Here is a 24,264-nt window from a genome sequence, read left to right on the forward strand (position 1 = left end):
GACACCAACGTCAACCGTCGCCGGATGCTGGGGCTGGGCACGGTCGCCGCCGCGGGTGCGGTACTCGGGACAACACACGTCGCTCAAGCCGCCGAAGAGTCCGAATCGGACACTGCCGCCGCGAACGCTTCGGCCGCCGCGCGCCGGATTTCCCAGGTCTACGCCAGGGAAACCGCGAAGGCGGGAGGCACCTGGTCGTCTCACGTCAGCGTCGCGGACTCCGACGGGAACCTGGTCACCGCCGTCTCCGAGCGGGCCGACGCGGTGGTCGAGGCCTACAGCGTCAACAAGATCGCGGTCGCCACCGCGGTACTCGACAAGATCGACCGCGGACTGCTCACTTTGGACCAGCGCGTCGACGTCACGGCCGACATCGTCATCAAGGACACCGACGGGATCTTCGCCCTGGACGGCGCGTACCCGAGTTCGGTGACGCTCGGGCACGCGATGGCCGCGCTGCTGACGCTGTCCGACAACACCGCCGTCCGGTTGTGCGGGCTGGTCTGCCCCTCGGCGGAGGTCAACGAGATCCTGCGCGGCAAGGGTTTCGTGCACACCCAGGTGGTCCCGGTGGCGAACCCGAACCGCTTCTTCCTCGGCAAGACGACCCCGGCCGAGACGCATACGCTGCTGCGGAAACTGGTCGGCGGGACACTGCTTTCGGCGAAGTCCACCGAGTACCTGCTGAACATCCTGCGTTCGCTGAGCGCGTTCACCGACGGGGTGCGGCTGGGCCTGACCTCGGCCGAGCGGCTGCGGGTCGCCACGAAGGCGGGCTGGTTCAACGACGGCCGCAACGAGGCCGGGGTGATGTTCAGCGCGGACGGCAAGCCGATCCTGACCTACTCGCTCTTCGCTTCCGGCGTTTTCGCGGGCGACCCTGCGGTCACCAAAGACGACTACGCCGCGACGCACCCGGCGCTGAAAGCGCGGGCGAAGCTCGGGAAGACGATGTTCCGTTCGGTCGAGAAGCTGACAGCGACCACGGCCCGCACCTACGCGGCCGCTCCGTACCGGGCCACCAACGGCGGCTGAGGTGTCGTGTCCGGCGCCTCGTACGGTCGGCGCTCATGTCGCGAAAGCCACTTTCGGGACATCAGACGTCGCGAAAGTGGCTTTCGCGACAAGCCCCTGGCGGCACCGAGCCGCCCGTCGGCCGACGTTGCGAAAGCCACTTTCACAACGTTGAAGGTTGCGAAAGTGGCTTTCGCAACGTGCCTCGTCCCTCAACAGTCCACCGTGTCAGGTGATGCGGGAAGGGCTCAGACCTACTCCAGGGTGGCGAGGATCAGCGCGGCCATCGACGCGGGGTCGCCGTTTTCCGGCCGTAGCACCAGATCCGGGTTCTCCGGCTGCTCATAGGGAGCGTCCACCCCGGTGAAGCCGCTGATCTCGCCCGCCCTCGCCTTCGCGTACATCCCCTTCGGATCGCGGTCTTCGCAGACCTCGAGCGGGGTGTCGACGAAGACCTCGAGAAACGGCAGCCCGGCCGCCTCGTGTGCGGCGCGGGCGAGTTCGCGATCGGCTCGGTACGGGCTGATCAGCGAGACCACCGACACCACTCCGGCGTCGGCGAACAGCTTCGCGACCTCCGCGACGCGCCGGACGTTCTCGGCGCGGTCGGCCGGGCTGAAGCCGAGGTTCCCGTTGAGCCCGTGCCGGAGATTGTCGCCGTCCAGCAGATACGCGGGCCTGCCGGACCCGACCAGGCGCCGCTCCAGTTCGACGGCCACACTCGACTTCCCGGACGCGGAAAGCCCGGTGAGCCAGACGGTGAGCCCCCGTGTCGCGCGTTCCGTCCTGGAGACCGCGGCGGTATGCCAGACGACGTTCGACGCCGTCACACTCGGCCCGGTGATCATGCCCGCCGCGACCGTCGCCCCGGAATGTTCGTCGACGAGCAGGAAACCGCCGGTGGACCGGTTGCGGCGGTAGGAATCGAACAGCAGCGGCTGCCGTGCGCGCAGCCGGATGCGGCCGATCTCGTTGAGGGACAACGCTTTCGCTGTCTCGTCGCGGTGCAGGGTGGTGACGTCGAGCCGGTAGTCCAGGTCGCGGATCTCGGCCTTGGTCTCGCGGGTGGTGTGCCGTACGACGTAGCTCGCGCCGGGGGTGAGCGCGTGGTGTTCGGAGAACCAGCAGACCATCGCGTCGACGTCCCGGCCGGTGTGCGGCCGGTTGCCGGGACGGCAGATCAGATCACCGCGGCCGAGGTCGAGGTCGTCGGCGAGTTCGATCGTGACCGCCTGCGACGCGAAGGCTTCGGTGATCGTGGTGCCGCCCGGGCCCCAGATCGCGCGCACCGTCGTGGTGAAGCCGGACGGCAGCACGGTGACCTCGTCGCCGGGTTTGAACACCCCGCCCGCGACGGTGCCCGCGTAGCCTCGGAAGTCACGGCTGTGCTCCCGGATCACGTACTGCACCGGGAAACGCGCGTCGATGAGGTTGCGATCCGAGGCCACGTGCACCTGTTCGAGGTGATGCAGCAGGGAAGTGCCCTCGTACCAAGGCATACCGGCGCCCCGGTGCACGACGTTGTCGCCGTGCAGCGCCGACATCGGGATGAAGGTCAGGTCGTGGACCTGGAGTTTCATGGCGAAGCGGCGGAAGTCCTCACGGATCTCCTCGAAGCGCTCCCGGGACCAGCCGACGAGGTCCATCTTGTTGACGCACAACACCAGATGCGGGATGCCCAGGAGGCTCGCGAGGAACGCGTGCCGCCGCGACTGTTCGAGTACGCCTTTGCGGGCGTCGATCAGGATCAGCGCGAGGTCCGCCGTGGACGCCCCGGTGACCATGTTGCGGGTGTACTGCACGTGCCCCGGGGTGTCGGCGATGATGAACTTCCGTTGAGGCGTCGCGAAATACCGATGGGCGACGTCGATCGTGATGCCCTGTTCGCGTTCGGCGCGCAGGCCGTCGGTGAGCAGCGCGAGGTTCGGATACGCCTCGCCGCGGGCGCGGCTGGTGCGCTCGATGGCTTCGAGCTGGTCGGTGAACACCGTCTTCGAATCGAACAGCAGACGGCCGATCAGGGTCGACTTCCCGTCGTCGACGCTGCCCGCTGTCGCGAGGCGGACCAGCTGTGAAGCGCCCATCAGAAGTAGCCTTCCTTCTTCCGGTCTTCCATCCCGGCCTCGGAGATCCGGTCGTCGGCGCGGGTGGCGCCGCGTTCGGTGAGCCTGCTGACGGCCACTTCGGCGACCACTTCACCCGGTGACGTCGCCGTCGACTCGACACAGCCGGTGCACGTCGCGTCGCCGACGGTGCGGAAGCGAACCGTTGCCTCGTACGGGCTTTCGTCTTCGCCCAAGGTGAGGAACCGGGTGTGCGCGAGCAACATCCCGTCCCGCTGGACGACCGCGCGCCGGTGCGAATAGTAGATCGACGGCAGATCGACGCCTTCGGCCTCGATGTACTGCCAGATGTCGAGTTCGGTCCAGTTCGACAGCGGGAAGACGCGGATGTGCTCACCCTTGCGGTGCCTGCCGTTGTACAGATCCCAGAGTTCCGGACGCTGATTGCGCGGATCCCATTGGCCGAACTCGTCACGGAAACTGAACACGCGTTCCTTGGCGCGGGCTTTCTCTTCGTCGCGCCGGGCGCCGCCGAAGACCGCGTCGAAGGAATGCTCGCGGATGCCGCGCAGCAGGGCGGCGGTCTGGAGACGGTTGCGGCCTGCCTTCGGGTCTTCGACGACCCTGCCCGCGTCGATGTCGTCCTGGACGCTGGAGACGACGAGCCGGAGCCCGTAGGTGCCGACGGTGCGGTCCCGGAACTCGATGACCTCGTCGAAGTTGTGTCCGGTGTCGACGTGCATGACCGGGAAGGGCGGTGGCGACGGCCAGAACGCCTTGGCCGCCACGTGGAGCATCACCATCGAGTCCTTGCCGCCGGAGAACAGCAGCACCGGCCGTTCGAAGGTCGCCGCGACCTCCCGGAAAATGTGCACGGCTTCGGCTTCGAGTGCTTCGAGATGGGTGAGCTCGTAGGCCGGGGACGCCATCGTGACCTCCGTGGTTCGAGATCAGAAAAGTAGAACAAGTTCTTGCTCTTGGTCAAGGGGAGGAGGACGCTGTCGGCATGGACCTGGTCGCACTCGAAGAGATCCGACGCCTCAAAGCCCGCTACCTCCGGTGCCTCGACCTCAAGCTGTGGGACGAGATGGCCGGGACCCTGACCGTCGACGCGCACGCGCGCTACGGCACGCCGTCCTACGGCAAGCCCCTGACCTTCGATGGCCGCGAAGAGATCATCGGGTTCTTCCGGAACGCCGTCGGCCCCGGCGTCACCACGGTGCACTTCGCCGGGCAGCCGGAGATCGACGTCGACGGCGACACGGCGGCCGGCGTCTGGCTGATGCGGGACAAGGTGATCGTGCCCGAGCACGGCGTGGTGATCGAGGGCGCGGCGTACTACGAGGACACCTATCGGCGGGTGGACGGCGAGTGGCTGACCGCCTCGACCCAGTACGACCGGCTGTACGAAACGATGATGTCGATGGACGACGTGCCGAGCCTCAAGCTCACCGCGAACCGCTGGTCCTGACTTCGCTGGTGGCCAGAGGTGGCACCCGTGACTCGCGTGATCAGACCCGTGACTCGTGAGATCCGTTTCTGATCACGCGAGTTACGGGTCCAATCACGCGAGTCTCGTGTCTGATCACGGGAGTCGCGTCTTCGTGCCAGCTGAGAGTCGCGGGTTCTTGCGCGTGCAACTACCGCATCCAGAGGACTAAACGCGGGAGTGGCGGCCTCCGGATTCGGCGGTGACGGCATCGGCGGTCGCGACCAGTGCCGCGCCCCGCCGCGCGATTTCGGCGCCGGTGATCGGCTCGCCGACCGACAGTGTGAGCACCAGCTCCTGCCGTCCGGAGGCGTCGAAAGTCGGTGCCGCGAGCAGGCTCACCGCGTGCTTGAGGCGCGGTTCCAGATCGGCACCGAGGTAGACGCGTTCACCGAGGCTCGAGACGAGTTCCCCCACCAGACCGCGCACTTCCGGCGGCAGTTCCTCCGCGCCGACGCCCGCCATCAGCGCGTAGAGCCGCCGTCCCGCCGAGGTCAGGCTCTCCACCAGGTAACCGTGTTCGCGGCACTCGGCGACGACGCGGCGCAGGTGCGCTTCGTCCAGCCGCACCGGCACTGCCGGGGGTTTCGCGAGCCAAGCGTCGAAAGCCGCGTCGGAATCCCACAGCACGTACATCAGCCCGACCGGCGGCGCGAACGGGTAAGTCTCGCCGAGTTTGACCCGTCCGGGCCCGGCGCTCTGCAGCATCAGGATCCTGTCGCCGACCACGGCCGACGCCGTGCACGTCGCGCCATAGCGCTTGCTCAGGTCTTCCAGATGCCGCCGGGCGACCTCGCTCGCGCCGAATCCCTCGCCCGCGACGCGGCCCGCGGCGACCATCGCCGGCCCTAGCCGGTATGTGACCGGACTCGGGTCCCGGACCAGGTAACCGCCGTCGGCCAGTTCGGTCACGATGCCGAGGCAGGTCGGTTTGGCCAGGTCCAGCTCGCGCGCGAGTTCCGAAAGGCCGAAACGCCGCCCGGGGTGCGACGCGAAGAAGTCGAGCAGCCGCACGACCCGCTCGGTGGGCGGAGAGCGCCGAGTCATTGACCCATCCTTAGAACGCGTTCTAGTCTGTTGTCGCGAAGAACGTACCAAGTCGGTACGTATTTGTACCAGCATGAGGAGTCGCCGGTGCTCACTCAACCGTTCGCGGACGCGATCGTCGAAGCCGAGAAGGTCATCGCGGAGGCGCCGCACATCCGGACCGAACAGGACCTCGTCGAGGGCTACGACTATCTCGCCGGGAGTATCCGCGCGTCCCTGCAGATGGCGTGGGCCTACGAACGGGACTATCCGTACTTCACCCAGTCCACCGGGCCGTACACGAAGATGGGCCTGGACAACCCGGACACGTTGTACTTCAACGCGAACATCCGCGAGGACCGCGAGTACGTCGTCACCGGGACGCGGGGGAGCACGGCCGACGTCAGTTTCCAGGTCCTCAACGGTGATTACTCGCCCGTCGAGGTGCCGGACAGCCTCGCCGCCTTCGACGACCGCGAGATCGAGATCGCCGAGGACGGCTCGTTCGAACTTCGTTTCGGACCGCCGAAACCCGACCCCGGCTCGAACTACTTCGTCCTCGGCCCGGGTTCGTCGATGCTCGTGGTGCGCGAGGTCCACAGCGACTGGGCCACCGAACGCCGCGGCACGATCCAGATCCAGTGCGCGGACACCGCGGGCGGCGCACCGGCGCCGCTCACCCGCGACGCGCTGGCCAAACGCTACGGCGTCACCGGCAAGATCCTGCTGAGCAGGCTGCGGACCTTCCTCGCCTTCCCGAAGTGGTTCTACCTGAACCTGCCGGTCAACACGATGACCGAACCGCGTCCGACGCCGGGCGGCCTGACCACGCAGTACTCGTCAGCCGGGCACTACGAACTCGGCGACGAGGAGGTCATGATCGTCACGGTGCCGCGTTCGGACGCGCCCTATCAGGGCATCCAGCTCGGCAGCATCTGGTATCTCTCGCTGGACTACATCAACCATCAGACGAGCCTCACCGCCGACCAGGCGCGGGTCGACCCGGACGGCAAGATCCGGTTCGTGATCAGCGAACGCGACCCTGGGCTGGCCAACTGGCTCGAGCGGACCGGTCACGATCGCGGGTACGTCCAGATCCGGTGGCAGCGGCTCTCCCGCGCGCTGGACGCGGCCGACGGTCCCGAGGTCGAGGTGGTGAAGTTCGGGGAACTCGCCGACAGGCTGCCGTTCCACGACGAGGCACGCGTGACCCCGGAGGAGTGGTCGAGCCGGATCTCGGCCCGCCAGACGGCCGTCGCGTCGAGGATGCTCGGATGACGGACCTGATGCGGGACAAGGTGGTCGTGGTCTCCGGCGTCGGGCCGGGGCTCGGCCGGTCCATCGCGGTGCGTTCCGCCGCCGCGGGCGCCGACGTCGTCCTCGCCGCCCGCACCGAAGCCCGGCTGGCCGAGGTCGCCAAGGAGGTCGACGCGCTCGGCCGTCGTGCGGTCACCGTGCCCACCGACATCACCGACGACGCTTCGGCCGCGAACCTCGCCGAGGCCGCGCTGAAGGCTTTCGGCAGAGTGGACGCGTTGGTGAACAACGCTTTCGCCATCCCGCCGATCATGGATCTCGCCGACGTCGACCTGAACGACGTCCGGGCAGGCTTCGAGACCAACGTGCTCGCCGCGCTCAGGCTCACGCGACTGTTCACGCCCTCGCTCGAAGAGAGCGGCGGTTCGGTGGTGATGATCAATTCGGCCGTGCTCCGGCATTCCCGGCGGACTTTCGGCGCGTACAAGATGGCGAAGTCGAGCTTGCTCGCGCTCGCGCAGAGCCTCGCTTCGGAGCTCGGGCCGCGCGGGATCCGGGTCAACTCCGTGGCGCCCGGCTACATCTGGGCGGACTCGCTGAAGTGGTACTTCGCCTATCTGGCCAAGGAACGCGGTGTGACACCGGAGCAGGTGTACGCCGAGACGGCGGAGACGATCGACCTCCGGCGTCTTCCGGAACCGGACGAGATCGCCGACACCGTCGTGTTCCTGACATCGTCGCTCGCCCGGTGCGTCACCGGCCAGTGCCTCGACGTCAACGCCGGCGAATACCACCACTGAAGGGGAAAGCATGCTGCCAGGGCGGGAAAACGTCGGCACCGTGGAGGATCTGCACGCGTCGGCGGCGAAACTCACCGGACTGGACGACTTCGGCGGCGAAGACCATCTCGAAGGTCTCCGGGTGCTGCTGGATTCGTATGCCGGTGAGGCGGGTTTGACCCCGTACGGCAACAAGATCCATCGTGCGTTCCTGCGCGGCGCCTTGGTGGCGAGGTCGTTGAGCGAGGCGTCCTGGAAACAGCATCCGGAGTACGCCGGGGTTCCCGTCGAACGGCCCATTTTCGTCACCGGCCTGCCGCGCACCGGGACCACGGCGCTGCACCGGCTGCTCACCGAGGATCCGGCGCACCAAGGGCTGGAGGTCTGGCTGACCGAGGTGCCGCAACCGCGCCCGCCACGCGAGACCTGGGCGGAAAACCCGGTCTTCCAAGGGATCCAGGCCGGATACGAGAAGCACCACGTCGAACATCCCGAGTTCATGGGCCTGCACCACATGTCCGCCGGTCAGGTCGAGGAATGCTGGCAGCTGCTGCGGCAATCGCTGAAATCGGTGTCCTACGAATGCCTCGCGCACGTGCCGTCGTACTCACGCTGGCTGGACGGGCAGAGCTGGACGGACGCCTATCGCAGGCACCGGCGCAATCTGCAGCTGATCGGCCTGCCCGACGCGGGGCGCCGCTGGGTGCTCAAGAACCCGAGTCACCTCTTCGCGCTCGACGCGCTGCTGGAGGTCTACCCGGACGCGCTGATCGTCCAGACCCATCGCGCGCCGAGCACGATCATCGCGTCGGTGTGCAGTTTGAACGAACAGGCTTCGGACGGCTGGTCCGACGTCTTCCGCGGTGACGTGATCGGCCGTGCCCAGCTGGATCTGTGGGCGCGGGGCGCGGAAAGGTCACTCGAAGCACGGAAGCGATACGATCCGGCGCAGTTCTGCGACGTCCGGTACGAGGATTTCGTCGCCGACCCGATCGGCACGGTCGAGGGTGTCTACCGGCATTTCGGGTTGCCGCTGAGCGGCGAAGCCCGGGACGCGATGACCGTCGTCCACGCCGAAAGCCGTTCCGGGGAAAGGAAACCCGTACACCGGTACGACCTCGCGGACTTCGGGCTCACCGCCGGCGAGGTCGACGAGCGCTTCTCGGCCTACCGCGCCGCCCACGCCCTCTGAGGGTCAGAAGCCGGCGGCGGCGCGTTGAGCGGGGAGACCTCGCGTCGTGATCCCGCGCAGCACCTCGACGCGTTCCGAACCCGGCCGCCCGAGCACCCAGCTCGACCCCGGGACCTCCTTGGCGCGCTTCTTCAACGGCGCCAGGAGCCGGGAAGCGTCCTTGTAGGACCGGATCGCGCCGTTCCCGCACACCAGGGTCGCGAGGGAAACCGTCACCGGCAGCTCGTCGGCCGACCACGGCGTGTCGAGCAGCGCGGCGGCGACCGTGCCGATCTCGTCGACGTCACAGGCGATCAGGAAGTCGTCCCCGCCGACATGGCTGACGCGCATCCTCCGCAGCCGCGACTCCAGATCGGTGAGCGTCCGGCCGAGCGTGCGGATCAGGTCGTCACCGGCGGCGAATCCGGCGGTGTCGTTGACCGTCTTGAACGAGTCGACGTCCAGCCAGGCCGCGACGAACGGCTCCCGCGCGTTGATCCGGCGGTCGACGTCCCTGGCGACGGCGTCGCTGCCGGGCAGACGGGTCAGCGGGCTCAGTGAGACGGCCTCCTCGACCTTCGCCTCCGCCACCCCGCGGACGACCTCGTTCACCAGCACCACGCCGACGCACCGGCCGCGGTCGTCGACCACCACGACGTCGTCACCGGTCCGGCCCCAGTCCGCGTCGGTGACCAATTCGAGGAACTCCAGCGCGCTCGCGTCGGCGTGGATCGTGTGCGGCCGGTCGGCGAGCCGCGAAGCCGGCCGTTTGGCGTGCAGGGCGTGGCCGTACAACCCGGTGACCGCGACCAGGAACCGCGTCCGGTCGATCGACCACTGTGGACGGTGCCGGTCGTCGATGCCGACGATGCCGCTCGGCCCGTCGGCGGCGGCCAGCACCTCGCGTACGTCGTCACAGGTCGCGGCTTCCGGCAGGGTGGTCGCGGGCCGGAGGAAGTCGCCGACGCGGCGGGCGCGCGCGGTACCGGGGATGAACGGGCCGGGCGCGTCCGGCGCGGGCAGCGGCGCGTGGTTGCCGTCCGGCGGGGCGAGCAGGTTTCCCTGCGCGATCCGCACGCCGAGCCTGCGCGCGGACTCCAGCTGCTCGGTGGTCTCGAGTCCGGTCGCGACCAGCCGGTTGTCGGTCCGCGACGCGAAATGCAGCACGGCCTCGACCACCGCGACGGCGGCCGGGTCGTGCGGCAGGCCACGCAGCACGCTGCGGTCCAGTTTCACCAGGTCGATCGGCGCGGAGGCCAGCAGCGTGAGCGGCAGGTCGCCGCGGCCGAGGCCGTCGAGCGCGAGCCGGAAGCCGAGGTCGGTCAGCCGTCGCATCCCGCTGAGCAGCTGGTCGGCGGGGACCTGGGCGAACGGAGGCCCGATCTCCAGCACGACGTCCCTTGTCCGGCGGCCGGACAGGCTGAGCGCCTCGGTCAGCGGGTCGAACTGGGACGCGGGCGCGGCCAGTGTCCGCGCGGACAGGTTCAGGTGCAGGGGGAGGGTGGTCTGCGGCTCGTTCTGCTGCCGGACGGCTTCGGCGGCGAGGCCGATGTCGACCTCGGCCAGCCTGCCGCTGCGCCGGGCGTCGGCCAGCAGTTCGTGGGCGGTGCCGCGGCCCGGCCGCGCCAGGGCTTCGAACGCGACGACGCCACCGGTGTGCAGGCTGTACAACGGCTGGTATGCGAAGCGGACCGCGATCTGCAACGTCACGATCGTATGTTCGCCGGATGTGGCGGGAAGCGGAACACGTGTCGACTGATGTTCATCATGGCGGCATCGGGTTACCTAGAACGGCGTAACGCACGCCACCCGATCAGGTGTTTTCTCACTCGCCATGGCGCTGTCCGGAAAAGTGCCGACATCGCTTCGACGGTTCCCGGAACGTCTTCGCGGCCGCTGGTGAAAGCCCGTTGGAGTCCGGTGGGCAAGGCGAAGAACAGATCGAAGAACACCGGGACCGTTTCGGGCGGCATCCCGCACAGCGCCCGCAGCCCGTGCCGCCGCAATCCGTGCACGGTGCGCGCCGAAGACGGCCACAGCGCCCGGTGAGCGGCCGACGCGACCTCGGCGGGGCCCCGGTCCCAGACCTTGGCGACGGCGACGGCGACCGGGTCCGCGAGCCGCACCGAGGTCGCCACGCTGTACCCGGTGGCCGGATGCACCAGCCCGGCCGCGGCCCCGAACGGCACCGTCCGGCCGCGTCGGGGCGCCGGCACGTCGAGCACGATGCGCACCCGTTCCTCGCGCCCGGCCGACGTCAGCCCGGCGGCCGCCAGCCGGGCACGCAGGCGCACGGCCAGGAGCTCCAGCGGCAGGCCGGGCTTGCGGGCCAGCGAGGTCTCCTCGACCAGGACGGTGCCGTCGCCGAGCGGCAACACGTACAGGAAACCCTGTTCGCTGCCGCGCCAGTCCATGAACACGGCGGTTTCCGGGCTGTCGGCCAGGCGTTGCGCGTCCTCGGCGGGCAGGACGACGCCGAACGCCGTCTGCTCGTACCGCTTCCCCCTCGGCCGGGCGCCGGAAGCGTCGACGTACAGGCCCGCCGCCAGGACCCGTCCGTCCTCGAGCCGCACCGACGAGCCCCGCGCGCCGTGGTCGACGCCGGCCACCGCCCCGGCGACGACCTGGTAGCCGCCGTCCAGCCACGAGCGCAGACCGGCGTTGTCCACCACGAGGTACTGCCGGTCGAGCAAATGCGGCCTGGTTCCGAACGCGAGCGTCCTCGAAGGCGCGCAGGCGATGGCGCTCTCGGGCAGCGACGGCAGCTCGTCGGCCCACAGCCCGTAGGTCGCCCGCCAGCGCCTGCCCGGCGCCGGGTCGATCAGGGTCGTCGAGAGGCCTCGCCGCGCGCAGGCACGGGCGAGCGCCCGCCCGGCCGGGCCGCCGCCCGCGATCACCACGTCCGCCACCTGGGCAGTGTCTCAAAGCGCCCCGGCGGATACGGTGTGGCGCATGGAACAGACGGATCCAAGGACGTGGCGGCGTGATCCGGAGAGCGAGAGCGCCGGGTTCACCGACCTCGCCACGAGCCCGTTCCGGATCGACCGTGACCGGATCGCCGCGTCGCCGTTCTTCGCCCGCCTCGGCGGGGTGACCCAGGTGGTCAGCGCCGGTGGCTCCGGACTGCTGCACAACCGGCTCACCCACAGTCTCAAGGTCGCTCAGGTCGCGCGCGCGATCGCCGAGCGGATCAACTCCACCAGCGATTCCGCCGAACTCGCCGCGAAACTGGGCGGCTGCGATCCGGACGTCGCCGAGGCGGCCGCGCTCGCGCACGATCTGGGGCATCCGCCGTTCGGGCATCTGGGGGAGCAGACCCTCGACCGGATCGCCCGGCACCGGTTCGGCCTCGCCGACGGTTTCGAGGGCAACGCGCAGTCGTTCCGGATCATCACCACCACCGACGTGCGCGGACCGTCCGCTTCCGGACTCGACCTCACCACGGCGGTGCGCGCCGCGGTGCTGAAGTACCCGTGGGCGCGCCTGCACGTGCCCGATCCGCATCCGACGTCGATGTCCGTCCAGCCGCGCGGCGCGGCCGAGCCCGCCGACGCCCCCGGCACCGGCGCGAGCAAGTTCTCCGCCTACAGCACCGAGCTCGACGACTTCGCCCAGGCGCGGGCGCCGTTCGACGGCCGGATCGAACCCTGGCAGCAGACCGTCGAAGCGTCCGTGATGGACACCGCCGACGACATCGCCTACGCCATCCACGATCTCCAGGACTTCCACCGGATCGGCGTCCTGCAGCACGCGCCGGTCGCGGCCGAGTTCACCGGCTGGGTCGAGGGCGCGGTGGATCTGGCCGGGCTGGACGACGCGACCTTGACCGCCGAACGGCGGCTTCCCGGCCGTTCGCTGGAACGGTTGCGCCGCCGGATGCACGCCAAGGACGGCTGGATAGTCGACGACGACGCCTTCACCAGTGCCGTCGCCCGTGTCCGGGCCGAACTCGTCGACGGTTTGCTCGCCACCGGGTTCGACGGGTCCATCGAGGCCGAACAGGCCACCGCCGCCTTCTCCGCGAAATGGACCGCGCGTCTCGTCGACGGCGTGCAGGTCGTGCCGTCGCCCTCGACCCGGACAGGGCATCTCACGCTGCGGCCCGCGCAGTGGCACGAGGTGCAGGTGCTGAAATTCGTGCACCGGCGGTTCGTGCTGCTGCGCCCGGAACTGGCGCTGCACCAGCGCGGTCAGGCGAGCCTGGTGACCACGCTGGTCGACGCGCTCGACGCGTGGCTGCTCGACCGCGACGAGTTCTACCGGCTCCCGCGACGGCTGCACGATCTGGTGGAACTGGCGCGCTCGGAGTTCAACGATCTCGCGCGCAGGTCGCCGGAACTGCTCATCGGAGCGACCGGGGAACCGGTCACCGGCGCCGACGCCGTGCGCGGGCTCGCGCGCGGCCGGGCGGTGGTCGACTTCGTGGCGTCGCTGACGGACAAACAAGCGGTGACCCTTTTGGACGGCTTGTCCGGTCGCGCTTCGCAGCCGTGGTCGGACTCGTTCGTCCTTTGAGGCCGGTCTTCGGCACATCGTGACCATACGATTACGCTGATCGGCCTACAGCATCCGGCCAAAAACGGAAAATCCCATTCCGACGTCACTCGAACGGCGCCTGCCGCCGGTGCACGCCCGGTACTTAGCTTGATCCAGCCGGTGATCGCCGGCATTGGTCAGCGTGAGTCGGGGCACGCGCCTAGGAATCGGAGGCGCACGTGCGTCCAACCCGTTCTAGTAGGAGAAGAAGAACGATCCTGACCGCAGGCACGGCGGCACTCGTCACCGCGCTCGGCCTGGTCAGTCCGCCCGTCGCGGCGGCGGAAACGGGCCAATCCCCGGACTCGTTCTCGGAGAACACGATCCGGCAGATCGAGGCCCTGCAGTCGATCAAGAAGAGCCAGACCGCCAGCGAGTCCAAAGTGGACAGCAGGCTGCTCGTCGAACAGAAACTCCGCGCTCAACGCATGTCGGCCTCCGCGGTTCCCGCACTGGGGTCTGGGGCGAATGTCTCCGCGGCCGGCACCGTACTCGTGGACATCCGGGGCCAGGTCTCGGAAGAACTCCTGAAGAGCCTGCGTGAATCCGGTGCGGGGATTCGCGCGGTCTCCGAACGTTACGGCAGCGTGCGCGCCGAAGTGCCGCTGAACGCTGTCCCGGTGATCGCCGGACGCGAGGACGTCAAGAAGGTCGAGACCGCCAACGAGGCGTTCACCGCCCGTCAGCTGGCCGAGCCTTCCGCCGCGGGCAAGCAGGCGAAGACGGAGAGCAAGGAAGAGAAGGGCGCCCGGATCGCGGCCGAGCTGAAGAAGGCCGTCGAGGCCAAGGGCCAGGTCGGCATCGCCGCCGGGCCGATCAACAGCGAAGGCGATCGTGCGCACAACGCCGACACCGCGCGCCAGCAGTTCGGCGTCACCGGGGTGGGCACCAAGATCTGCGCGCTGTCCGACGGCGTCGACTCGCTCGCGACCTCGCAGGCTCGCGGCGAACTCCCGGCGGGCGTCGACGTGATCCCCGGTCAGGAGGGCGACGGCGACGAAGGCACCGCCATGCTCGAGATCATCCACGATCTCGCGCCGAACGCGTCGCTCGGTTTCGCCAGCGCGTTCAACTCCGACGCCAGCTTCGCCGACAACATCCGCAAGCTGCGCTTCGACGCGCACTGCGACGTCATCGTCGACGACGTCCTGTACTTCAAGGAATCGCCGTTCCAGGACTGGATCATCGCCCAGGCCGTGAACGACGTGACCGCCAACGGCGCGCTGTACTTCTCCTCGGCCGGTAACGAGGGCAACGTCGCCGACGGCACCTCCGGCCACTGGGAAGGCGACTTCGTCGACTCCGGCAAGAGCGTCGGCAAGTTCGCCGGTACCGCGCACAACTTCGCCGGAGCCGCGGGCAACCAGATCTTCGAGCCGATCTCGAACGCGTCCGGGGCCGTGCCGGTCACCTTGTTCTGGTCGGACCCGCTGGGCCGCTCGAACAACGACTACGACCTGTACCTGCTGAACGCGGCGGGCAACGTCGTCGACCTGAGCCAGGACGTCCAGACCGGCACCCAGGACGCCTACGAGCGGGTGGACACCACGGGCGCCGCCGGGCTGCGGCTGGCCATCGTCAAGTTCTCCGGTGAGGGCCGCTACCTGTCGCTGTCCGCGCTGCGCGGCCGTTTCACCGACTCGGCCGACGGCCTCAAGGCCTACACCAAACCCGGCGTGACCGTGGGTCACTCGGCGGCGCGGGACGCGTTCAGCGTCGCGGCGGCTCCGGCGGCGAAGGCGTTCCCGCGTGCCCTCGAACCGGGCGACCCGGCCAACCCGGCCGGTCCGTTCCCCGCCGCCTTCGGCGCGACCACGAAGGTCGAACGGTTCACTTCGGACGGTCCGCGGCGGATGTTCTACCAGGCCGACGGCACCCCGATCACCCCGGGCAACGTGTCCGGGACCGGTGGTGAGGTCCGCGCCAAGCCGGACTTCACCGCGGCCGACGGCGTCTCGACCAGCGTCACCGGCTTCACCACGTTCTACGGCACGTCGGCCGCCGCGCCGCACGCCGCCGCGATCGCGGGCCTGGTGCTTTCGGGCAACCCGGGGCTTCCCCCGGCCGACGTGCGCGAGGCGCTGATCAACACCGCCGTCGACATCCTGGCCCCGGGCCGTGACCCCTCCAGCGGCGCGGGCGTCATCCTCGCCGACAAGGTGCTCGCGTACACCGGTGCCAGCCCGCAGCCGCTCGCGACCGCGGGCCAGCCGACGGTCACCCCGGCCGACGGCGGCTCCGCGCTCGACCCGGGCGACACCGCCAAGGTGACCCTGCCGGTGACCAACCGCGGCGACGGCACCGCGTCGTCGACCAGCGTCGTGCTCACCAGCCCGACCCCCGGTGTCACGGTGGCGCCGCGGTCGAAGTCGTACGGCACGATCAGCCCCGGGCAGACCGGCGTGAACGACTTCACCATCACCGTTCCCACCACGCAGGAACTCGGTGTGCCGGTGGTGCTGAACGCCAGGGTGACTTTCGCGGGTTCGTTCTCGCCGAGCACGTCGACGTTCTCGCTGCCTGTCGGCACGCCGTCGCCGGTGACGCAGAACTTCGCCTACGCCGGTGCGGCGGTGGCCATCCCGGACAGCGACCCGACCGGCGTGACCGTGCCGATCACGGTGAGCGGCGTGGGACGCGCGTCGAAGCTGACGTTCTCGGTGGACGGGGCCACGTGCAACACCGACCAGACCTCGACGACGGTGGGCATCAACCACTCGTACGTCGGTGACCTGGTCGGCACGCTGACCTCGCCGGCGGGCGCGAAGGCGACCGTGTTCCAGCGCGGCGGCGGCTCGGGCAACAACGTGTGCCAGGTCGTCTTCGCCGACACCGCGACCGCTCTGTTCAGTTCGGCGCCCGCGGCGAATGCCCCGTTCACCGGGACCTACAAGCCGGTGCAGCCGTTGGGCGGCCTCACCACCGGTACGGCGGCCGACGGTGTCTGGACGTTCACCGCGGTGGACGTCGCCGGTGGCGACACCGGTTCGATCCGCTCGATCTCCTTGCACGTCAACGGTTTCGTCCAGCCCGGGGTGGCTGAGCGGCCCGCGGGCGTCGGGAAGTCGGTCGGCAAGGGGCCGGTGAAGCCGGTCTAGTCCTCTCGTGAAGCGCGTGAAGGCCTCCTTGCCTACCCTGAAGGTAGTGAAGGGGCCCTTCGCTACCCGACGATGTGATCCTTGGTGACACTGGGGCGAATGTGACACCACTACCGTCCCGATAGTCCGTGAAGGCCTCCTTGAGGGACCCAGAGTCCCGCAAGGAGGCCTTCACGGACTTTGGCTCGCGAGACCACCGGGACGCGTAGGTTGAACCCATGGCGAGGGAGCGGCAGGTGGCGGGCGGGGGACGGGCGGTCGAGGTCGCCCCGGACCGCCTCGAAGGCTGGTACGCCCGGTTCGCCGTCCGCAACGAGGGCGTGCGCTCGACGGAATTCGCGCCGGACATCGTCACGGTCACCGCGGACAACGGTGTCGTCGCCGTCGCGACCGTCCCTTTCGGACCGTTGGACGCCGAGGGAACCGTGGCCGGACTGGCCATCGGACCGCTCGTCGACCACGCCCTTGTCTCCCGGAGGATCGCGCTCCTGCTGGTGCGGCGAGGCGGGCACAGTGTCGGGATCGCGCGCGGGGGAGTGGTCGTCCAGTCCAGGACGGATCGCCATCTCGTCCAGGGCCGGTCCGCGGCGGGCGGCTGGTCGCAACAGCGTTTCGCGCGACGCAGGGAAGGGCAGGCGCGCGTCGCGCTGCGTTCCGCCGCCGAAGACGCCTTCGAGGTGCTCCTGCCTCAACTGTCCGAAGTGGACGCGGTCGTACTCGGGGGCGACCGGCGGGCGCTGGAATCACTGCGGGAGGACCGGCGGCTGGCACCGCTGTTCGAGCGTGCCGAACCCCGTGTTCTCGACATCGCCGAACCGCGCCGGACGGTGCTCGACGACGCGGCCGAACGGGCGGTCGCGGTGGAGATCACGCTGCGCGAGCCGTGACGCCGGGCACGGTCGGGCGACGTACGCGGAGGGCTGAAGGGCCCCTTACCCGCATGTGATGCGGCGAAGTTCCCTTCACCGCGCCGCACGCGGGGAAAGCGTCCTTCAGCCCCGTCTCCCGTGACATCGGGCACGGTCGGGTAAATCCGCTCGACACCGGCCCGTACACTGATCGCGTGGACATCCTCTTGGAGTAGCTCCTCGCCGGCCCCGGGCCGGCGAGTCGAAGCTGTCCGCTCATCCACCCCCTTTTACCGGGAGTTCCCGTGATCACGGCCTCTGGCCTGCAGCTGCGCGCTGGTTCGCGCATTCTGCTCGACGAAACCAACGTCCGCATCCAGCAGGGCGACCGGATCGGCCTGGTCGGCCGCAACGGCGCCGGCAAGACCACCTCGCTCAAGGTGCTGGCGGGGGAGGGCGAGCCGCACGCCGGCGAGGTCCGCCGCAGCAGCGAGCTGGGCTACCTGCCGCAGGACCCGCGTGAGGGCGACCTGTCCGTCACCGCGAAAGACCGCGTGCTCTCCGCCCGCGGCCTCGACTCGTTGATGCGCAACATGGAAAAGGCGCAGACCGCGATGTCGGAGCTCGTGGACGACAAGGAGCGCGACAAGGCGATCAACCGCTACAGCCGTCTCGAAGAGCGCTTCGCCTCACTCGGTGGCTATGCCGCCGAAAGCGAGGCCGCGCGGATCTGCTCCAACCTCGGACTCGCCGACCGCGTGCTCGCGCAGACGCTGCAGACCCTCTCGGGTGGACAGCGCCGCCGCGTGGAGCTGGCCAGGATCCTGTTCGCCGCCGCCGAGGCGGGCGCCGGTGGCAAATCCGAGACGATCCTGCTGCTCGACGAGCCCACCAACCACCTCGACGCCGACTCCATCAACTGGCTGCGCGGGTTCCTGAAGCAGCACGACGGTGGTCTCGTCGTGATCAGCCACGACGTCGAACTGCTCGGCGACGTGGTCAACAAGGTGTGGTTCCTCGACGCGACCCGCAGTGAGCTGGACCTCTACAACATGGGCTGGCAGCGCTACCTCGACGCGCGGGCCACCGACGAGAAACGCCGCCGCCGCGAGCGTGCGAACGCCGAGAAGAAGGCGGCCACACTGCAGCAGCAGGCCGCGAAACTCGGTGCGAAGGCGACGAAGGCGGTGGCCGCCAAGAACATGGCGCGCCGCGCCGAGCAGATGCTTTCCGCGCTCGACGAGACCCGCCAGGCCGACAAGGTCGCCCGGATCAAGTTCCCCGAGCCCGCGCCCTGCGGCCGCACCCCGCTCACCGCGGAGGGACTTTCGAAGTCCTACGGTTCGCTCGAGATCTTCACCGGAGTCGACCTCGCCATCGACCGCGGTTCGAAGGTTGTCGTACTCGGATTGAACGGCGCCGGAAAGACCACTTTGCTCCGGCTGCTCGGCGGAATGGAAACTCCGGATACCGGCGAGACCATTCCGGGTCACGGATTGCGTTTGGGCTATTACGCACAGGAACATGAAACGCTCGACCACGATGCTTCCGTGTGGGAAAATATCCGTCACCTCGCCCCGGACACCGGCGCGCAAGAGCTGCGGAACCTTCTCGGATCGTTCCTCTTCACCGGCGAACAGCTCGATCAGCCCGCCGGCACGCTCTCCGGTGGCGAGAAGACGCGGCTCGCGCTCGCCGGGCTGGTGTCCAGCGCTGCCAACGTTTTGCTGCTCGACGAGCCGACGAACAACCTCGATCCGGCCAGCCGCGCCCAGGTCCTGGACGCTTTGCGCAGCTTCGCGGGCGCCGTGGTCCTGGTGACGCACGACCCGGGCGCGGTCGAGGCGCTGGAGCCGGAACGCGTGATCCTGTTGCCGGACGGAACCGAGGACCATTGGTCCGCCGATTATCTGGAACTTGTCCAGCTTGCGTGAGCCCTGCGTCCGTTCGGGTGCTTGATCGATGCCATCCGGCCACTGAAATGGCCCAATGTGATCGCGGTTTCAGCAGTTTTGCGCTCGTCGTCTGGCATTCCGGCGCTCAGTGTTCGATCATTGCGGCGACAGGGGCCGCTATGTGGCCCAGAACACTCTCGGCGGGAAGGCGATCGACGTGGCTGATCTCAAGAAAGGCGCGCGGATCACCGGCAACACGCGTGACAAGCTGGCCGCTGACCTGAAGAAGAAATACGAGAAGGGCTCGAGCATCCGCGCCCTCGCGGAGTCCACGGGCCGTTCGTACGGGTTCGTGCACCGGGTCCTCTCGGAGTCCGGCGTCCAGCTTCGTGGCCGTGGTGGTGCCACCAGGGTCAAGAAGAAGTAGTCACGAAGAAGTAGCGGACTGCTGCGCGGGGGGCGCAGTTCCCTTACCCGGGACCGCTGTTTCACGGGATTCACTGGAGCCGAAGGCCAGCCTGGCACCGAGCAGGACCAGCGGGTACACCAGGTAGCCGTACCTCGTCGCCGGGGTGAGCAGGATCAGCGCGCTCAGCCCGACGGCCATGCGCAACAGCGCGTCCGAACCGGTCGTGGGAGGTCGGCGCACCAGCCAGATCAGGATCGCGACGGCAGCGATCCCGAGCAGGGCGAAGGAAAACGCCATCCCGACGGGACCGAGTGAGGCGATGAGGCGCCCGGGCAACGGGCTCGCCGCCGGTGACTTGACCACGCCCATTCCCAGCGGGAACCGGAAGACGTGCTCGACGAACGCTTTCGGGTCCACCAGATAGACCGGCACGTGCAGGACGAGTGTCGTCACCACGAGTGCCGCGGCGAATCCGCCCAGTGCGCGAGGACCACGCCGCGTGAGCAAGAGGACACCCAGCACCACGACCGCGGGCGCGACGATGAGTTTCGCGCTGATCACGAGCGCCAGCACGAGACCCGACAGGACCGCGCGTCCGCTCGTGGCCAGCGCGAAGGACAGCACCAGCAGGCCCACGATGGCCAGATCCGGGCCGGCCACGGCCCAGGTCAGCGCGGTCAACGGGCAGGCGAGGGCGAGTTGTGCGGCGCTCACCGGGATTTTCGGCCACTTCAGCAGCCGCAGCGTCAGCAGTACACATGCGACGGCCGCCAGCGCGAACATCCAGCGCGCGTCGGTGAGGGCGTCTGCCACCGGCCCGCCGCCGAGCAACGCGCGCGGCAGGCCGAAGACGGTCATCACCGGACCGTATGGGGTGTAATCGTTTACTTCCGCCGCGCGGCCGAGCGCGGTGACGTCGACGTACGGGGTTCCGTTCTCCAGAAGGAGTTTCGCCGACCGTTCGATCACCCAGACCTCGGGCTGGGCGGCCCACGAGAACGGCGTGATGAGCCAGTCCACTCCGGTCAGACGGCGAATGACGAGCATTCCCAAGGGAAGGATCATCGCGAACAGCCCAATGGCTCCGATACCCACCCACCGTGAGCCGAGCGCGCCGGTCGGCCGTTTGCCGCGGCGGGCGGCGAGGATCAGCCAGCTGGTGTGGACCACGGCGAGGCCGTAACCTGCGACAGCGAAATTGGCCCACACGCGGTATCCGTAGAACTCCGCGACGGCGGTGTTCAGCCCGGCGAAAATCAGGCAGCCGGCGTAGAAGACCAGGTCGATGGTCAGCTGCCGCGAGTCCTTGGTCACCGGCTCAGGCTACCGACGCGGCCGTACCCGCCGGAAAGAGGACGCGGAAACCGGGAAGCATCCGGTGTTCTTCGGTGTTGGTGCTGGTTATATCCGGGAAAAATCTCGACCAATGTCGAGGTTTACTGGGGGCGAGGAGAGGGATCTCATGGACAACACGTGGACGCTGATGAACTCGGCGATGAAGTCGGCCGACGTTCCGAAGGGGCTGCACAAGGGGACGCTCCGCCGCGTCGCAAGGTTCGCCAGGCCGCACTGGCGGAGGTTGCTGATATTCCTGGTGCTCACCGTCGTCTCGGCGGTGCTGGCGGTGAGCACGCCGGTACTGGCCGGGAAGGTGGTCGACGCGATCGTCGGCGGGCACGACGTCTCGCTGGTGGTGTGGCTGGCCGTGGTGATCGCGGTGCTGGCGCTGATCGACGCCGGACTCGGGCTGGCCGAGCGGGCACAATCGTCGAGGATCGGTGAGGGGATCATCCTCGACCTGCGGGTCGCGGTGTACCGGCACGTGCAGCGGATGCCCGTCGCGTTCTTCACACGCACCCGCACCGGCGCGCTGGTGAGCAGGCTCAACAACGACGTCATCGGCGCGCAGCGCACGTTCACCGCGACACTGTCCGGTTTGGTCACCAACGTGATCCAGCTCGTACTGTCGCTGGTGGTCATGGTGACGCTGTCCTGGCAGGTCACCCTGCTGGCGCTGGTGCTGCTGCCGGTCTTCATCCTGCCGACGCGGCGGCTCGGGAAGCGGATGGCCGCGTTGCAGCGGGAGGCGGGCCAGCTCAACGCTTCGATGACCACGCAGATGACCGAACGGTTCTCCGCGCCGGGCGCGACGCTGGTGAAGCTCTTCGGCGACCCGGGACGGGAAGTGGGCGACTTCGGCGCGCGGGCCGGGCGGGTGCGCGACATCGGGGTGCGGACGGCGATGCTGACGCGCTGGTTCCTGACCAGCCTGACCACGGTTTCCGCGCTCGCGCAGGCCCTGGTCTACGGGCTGGGCGGCTACCTCGCGCTGACCGGGGCGCTCGCGCCGGGCACCGTCGTGGCGCTGGCGTTGCTGCTGACCAGGCTGTACTCGCCGCTGACCGCGCTGGCGAACGTCCGGGTGGACGTGATGACCGCGCTGGTGTCGTTCGAGCGGGTCTTCGAGGTGCTCGACCTCAAGCCGATGATCGAGGAGAAGCCTGCCCCGCGTGCGCTGCCCGAAGGCCCGGTGTCGGTGGAGTTCTCCGACGTCCGGTTCGGCTACCCCGCGGCGGACCGGTACTCGCTGGCGTCGCTGGAGGATGTGTCCACTTTGGATCACCGAGGCGGTGACGAGGTGCTGCACGGCATCACCTTCCGCGCCGAACCCGGGCAGATGGTGGCGCTGGTCGGTTCTTCCGGAGCCGGCAAGTCGACGATCGCGTCGCTGCTGCCGCGTCTCTACGACGTCGACGCCGGTTCGGTCCGGCTGTCCGATGTGGACGTTCGGGAGCTGAGTTTCGCCTCGCTGCGGGAAACCGTCGGTGTGGTGACCCAGGACGGGCACCTCTTCCACGAGACGATCCGGGCGAACCTCGAGTACGCGCGGCCGGGCGTCACCGACGCCGAGATCTGGTCGGCGCTGGACCGCGCCCGGCTGGCCGAGCTGATCCGGGAACTGCCGGACGGGCTCGAGACCGTGGTGGGGGAGCGGGGTTACCGGCTCTCCGGCGGGGAACGGCAGCGGCTGACCATCGCGCGGCTCCTGCTGGCGCAGCCGAGGGTCGTCATCCTCGACGAGGCGACGGCTCATCTGGACTCGCAGTCCGAGGCGGCCGTCGGCGAGGCGCTGACCGACGCGCTGGACGGGCGGACCGCCCTGGTCATCGCGCACCGGTTGTCGACGGTGCGGGCGGCGGACCAGATCCTGGTGATCGAGCACGGCGAGATCGTCGAGCGAGGGACGCACGAGGAACTCCTCGCGAGGGAAGGGCGCTACGCGACGCTTTACCTGACGCAGTTCGCGGAGGAACCCGCGGTCGCGTGACCCCTCTCGGGAGGGTTCTATCGAGGGGGAGGGCTGCTGGTGCTCCTGAGCCTGAGGTCATCGAGTGTCCGTGAAGGCCTCCTTCACTACCTTGAGGGTAGGGAAGGAGGCCTTCACGGACCTGCCCCGACAGGTTGCCCTGCCCCTCCACAACCGTCCTCACCGCTCACGAGACCAGATCGCGTTCACCAGGGCCATCTTGCGCGGATCGTCGCGCATGAGCGGACCCATCCGGTTCATCGTGTAGCCGAAGGCGATCCCGCTCTCGGGATCCACGCCGCCGGACGAGCCGCCGAGCCCGTCGTGCCCGAACGCGCGCGGGTTCGGCCCGAAGCCGCGTTCCTCGCTGCCGAGGTAGAACCCGAGCGCCCATTCGTTGCCGAGCCCGCCGACGACGTCGGCCTCGCGGCCCTGCCCTTCGCGGGCGTTCGCGAGGGCCTTGTCCGAGAGCAGCCGCCCCGAGGCGAGCGCACCGTAGATCGTCGCGATGGCCCTGGCGGTGCCATGTCCGTTCAGGGCGGGCAGGATCGCGCGCCGCCATGCCGGTTCGTTGGCGTCGCGACCTCGGACGCGCGGATTCGCCAGTGCCGCGAGGGCGGCCGGGCCCGCGTTGGCGAACGCCTGTGCCAGCGCGCCCGCCGTCTCGGCGCTGAGCACCGGCTCGACGAGGGTGGAGCAACGCGCCAGATCGTCTTCGGAGTCCAGGCCGATCTGGAAGTCCGCGTCCAGCGGGCCCGCGACGTGCTCGGCGAAGTACGCGCGGACGTCCACCCCGCTCACCCGGCGGACCACCTCGCCGACGAGGAAGCCGAACGACAGCGCGTGGTAGCCACTGGCCGTGCCCGGTTCGAACAGCGGGGCCTGCGCGGCGAGCAGTCCGGTGACGTGGTCCCAGTCGTACAGTTCCTCGACCGTCACCGGCCGTTCGAGGCCGATGCCGGTCACTCCGGAGCGGTGCGAGAGCAGCCAGCGCACCGGGACGTCCTGCTTGCCCGCGGCCGCGAACTCCGGCCAGTACCCGGAGACGGGTGCGTCGAGGTCGAGCAGGCCGGCGTCGGCGAGGTGATGCGCGCAGAGAGCGGTCATGCCCTTGGTGGTCGACCAGACGTTGGTGAGCGTGTCCGCCCGCCACGGGGTCGTCCGGTCCGGATCCGCCCAGCCCGCCCAGAGATCGACCACGGTCTCGCCGTGCCTGGTCACCGAAAACGCCGCGCCGAGTTCCTCGCGTCGCTCGAAGTTCTCCTCGAAGGCGGCCCGTACGGGTTCGAATCCCGCCGCGCATTCGCCGTGGATCTCGATCATGGACACGGACCTCCCACGAGACACCGACCAGTCGGTATGTGACCGTAGA

The 24,264-nt window shown here is 69.1% G+C and carries 18 protein-coding genes; 11 read left to right on the top strand and 7 right to left on the bottom strand.

The window, feature by feature from the left end; translation table 11 throughout:
• Positions 1-24: 24 nt before the first annotated feature.
• Positions 25-1,035 (top strand): serine hydrolase, encoded by a 1,011-nt coding sequence (locus HDA45_RS36190; protein ID WP_184906393.1) that lies wholly within the window; start codon positions 25-27, stop codon positions 1,033-1,035.
• A 233-nt stretch (positions 1,036-1,268) separates the two neighbouring features.
• On the opposite strand, the gene cysC is transcribed toward HDA45_RS36190, so the two are convergent.
• Together cysC and cysD are read right to left on the bottom strand one after the other, a co-directional pair.
• Positions 1,269-3,098: an adenylyl-sulfate kinase gene (cysC, locus tag HDA45_RS36195; protein ID WP_184903081.1), complete on the bottom strand. Its 1,830-nt coding sequence runs from the start codon at positions 3,096-3,098 to the stop codon at positions 1,269-1,271.
• Positions 3,098-4,006, bottom strand: coding sequence for a sulfate adenylyltransferase subunit CysD (gene cysD, locus HDA45_RS36200; protein ID WP_184903083.1), 909 nt, complete (start codon positions 4,004-4,006; stop codon positions 3,098-3,100). The genes cysC and cysD overlap by 1 nt, the downstream gene beginning before the upstream one ends.
• A gap of 77 nt (positions 4,007-4,083) precedes the next feature.
• On the opposite strand from cysD, the gene HDA45_RS36205 reads away from it, so the two are divergent.
• Entirely contained in the window at positions 4,084-4,548 is a 465-nt protein-coding gene (locus tag HDA45_RS36205) for a nuclear transport factor 2 family protein (RefSeq protein WP_184903085.1), read from the top strand.
• A 186-nt stretch (positions 4,549-4,734) separates the two neighbouring features.
• On the opposite strand, the gene HDA45_RS36210 is transcribed toward HDA45_RS36205, so the two are convergent.
• Positions 4,735-5,613: an IclR family transcriptional regulator gene (locus tag HDA45_RS36210; protein WP_184903087.1), complete on the bottom strand. Its 879-nt coding sequence runs from the start codon at positions 5,611-5,613 to the stop codon at positions 4,735-4,737.
• Between the two features lie 87 nt (positions 5,614-5,700).
• Between HDA45_RS36210 and HDA45_RS36215 the strand changes: the two genes are divergently transcribed.
• Genes HDA45_RS36215 through HDA45_RS36225 form a run of 3 tightly spaced genes read left to right on the top strand, consistent with a single transcriptional unit; the run spans position 5,701 to position 8,820 of the window.
• Complete coding sequence (locus HDA45_RS36215) at positions 5,701-6,870, top strand: DUF1214 domain-containing protein (RefSeq protein WP_184903089.1); 1,170 nt, start codon at positions 5,701-5,703, stop codon at positions 6,868-6,870.
• Complete coding sequence (locus tag HDA45_RS36220) at positions 6,867-7,649, top strand: SDR family oxidoreductase (RefSeq protein WP_184903091.1); 783 nt, start codon at positions 6,867-6,869, stop codon at positions 7,647-7,649. The genes HDA45_RS36215 and HDA45_RS36220 overlap by 4 nt, the downstream gene beginning before the upstream one ends.
• A gap of 10 nt (positions 7,650-7,659) precedes the next feature.
• On the top strand, positions 7,660-8,820 hold the full coding sequence (locus tag HDA45_RS36225) for a sulfotransferase family protein (RefSeq protein ID WP_184903093.1): 1,161 nt from the start codon (positions 7,660-7,662) through the stop codon (positions 8,818-8,820).
• A 3-nt stretch (positions 8,821-8,823) separates the two neighbouring features.
• On the opposite strand, the gene HDA45_RS36230 is transcribed toward HDA45_RS36225, so the two are convergent.
• Complete coding sequence (locus HDA45_RS36230; RefSeq protein ID WP_184903095.1) at positions 8,824-10,509, bottom strand: EAL domain-containing protein; 1,686 nt, start codon at positions 10,507-10,509, stop codon at positions 8,824-8,826.
• Positions 10,510-10,580: 71 nt separating this feature from the next.
• A complete protein-coding gene (locus HDA45_RS36235; RefSeq protein WP_184903097.1) occupies positions 10,581-11,708 on the bottom strand; it encodes a lycopene cyclase family protein in 1,128 nt (375 codons plus the stop codon).
• 43 nt (positions 11,709-11,751) lie between these two features.
• Here HDA45_RS36235 and HDA45_RS36240 point away from each other — a divergent pair, with 43 nt between their 5' ends.
• From HDA45_RS36240 to HDA45_RS36260, 5 genes are all read left to right on the top strand, one after another.
• Positions 11,752-13,314: a deoxyguanosinetriphosphate triphosphohydrolase family protein gene (locus HDA45_RS36240; protein ID WP_184903099.1), complete on the top strand. Its 1,563-nt coding sequence runs from the start codon at positions 11,752-11,754 to the stop codon at positions 13,312-13,314.
• 200 nt (positions 13,315-13,514) lie between these two features.
• The gene (locus tag HDA45_RS36245) at positions 13,515-16,433 is read left to right on the top strand and encodes a S8 family serine peptidase (protein ID WP_484477141.1); all 2,919 of its coding nucleotides are present in this window, start codon (positions 13,515-13,517) and stop codon (positions 16,431-16,433) included.
• A gap of 218 nt (positions 16,434-16,651) precedes the next feature.
• Positions 16,652-17,320, top strand: a complete 669-nt coding sequence (locus HDA45_RS36250) for an acVLRF1 family peptidyl-tRNA hydrolase (protein ID WP_184903101.1) — start codon at positions 16,652-16,654, stop codon at positions 17,318-17,320.
• Between the two features lie 266 nt (positions 17,321-17,586).
• On the top strand, positions 17,587-19,215 hold the full coding sequence (locus HDA45_RS36255; protein ID WP_181777379.1) for an ABC-F family ATP-binding cassette domain-containing protein: 1,629 nt from the start codon (positions 17,587-17,589) through the stop codon (positions 19,213-19,215).
• Between the two features lie 178 nt (positions 19,216-19,393).
• Complete coding sequence (locus HDA45_RS36260) at positions 19,394-19,603, top strand: helix-turn-helix domain-containing protein (RefSeq protein ID WP_003071237.1); 210 nt, start codon at positions 19,394-19,396, stop codon at positions 19,601-19,603.
• Here HDA45_RS36260 and HDA45_RS36265 read toward each other — a convergent pair whose 3' ends face one another.
• Positions 19,604-20,899 carry a glycosyltransferase 87 family protein gene (locus tag HDA45_RS36265; RefSeq protein WP_184903103.1) on the bottom strand — a complete coding sequence of 432 codons (1,296 nt, stop codon included), beginning with the start codon at positions 20,897-20,899 and terminating at the stop codon, positions 19,604-19,606.
• A 148-nt stretch (positions 20,900-21,047) separates the two neighbouring features.
• Between HDA45_RS36265 and HDA45_RS36270 the strand changes: the two genes are divergently transcribed.
• Positions 21,048-22,913, top strand: a complete 1,866-nt coding sequence (locus HDA45_RS36270; protein ID WP_184903105.1) for an ABC transporter ATP-binding protein — start codon at positions 21,048-21,050, stop codon at positions 22,911-22,913.
• A 159-nt stretch (positions 22,914-23,072) separates the two neighbouring features.
• Here the strand turns inward: HDA45_RS36270 and HDA45_RS36275 are convergent, their stop codons facing one another.
• Positions 23,073-24,215: a serine hydrolase domain-containing protein gene (locus HDA45_RS36275; RefSeq protein WP_184903107.1), complete on the bottom strand. Its 1,143-nt coding sequence runs from the start codon at positions 24,213-24,215 to the stop codon at positions 23,073-23,075.
• Positions 24,216-24,264 lie beyond the last annotated feature (49 nt).

This window comes from Amycolatopsis umgeniensis (assembly GCF_014205155.1).
GTDB classification, from domain to species: Bacteria; Actinomycetota; Actinomycetes; order Mycobacteriales; family Pseudonocardiaceae; genus Amycolatopsis; species Amycolatopsis umgeniensis.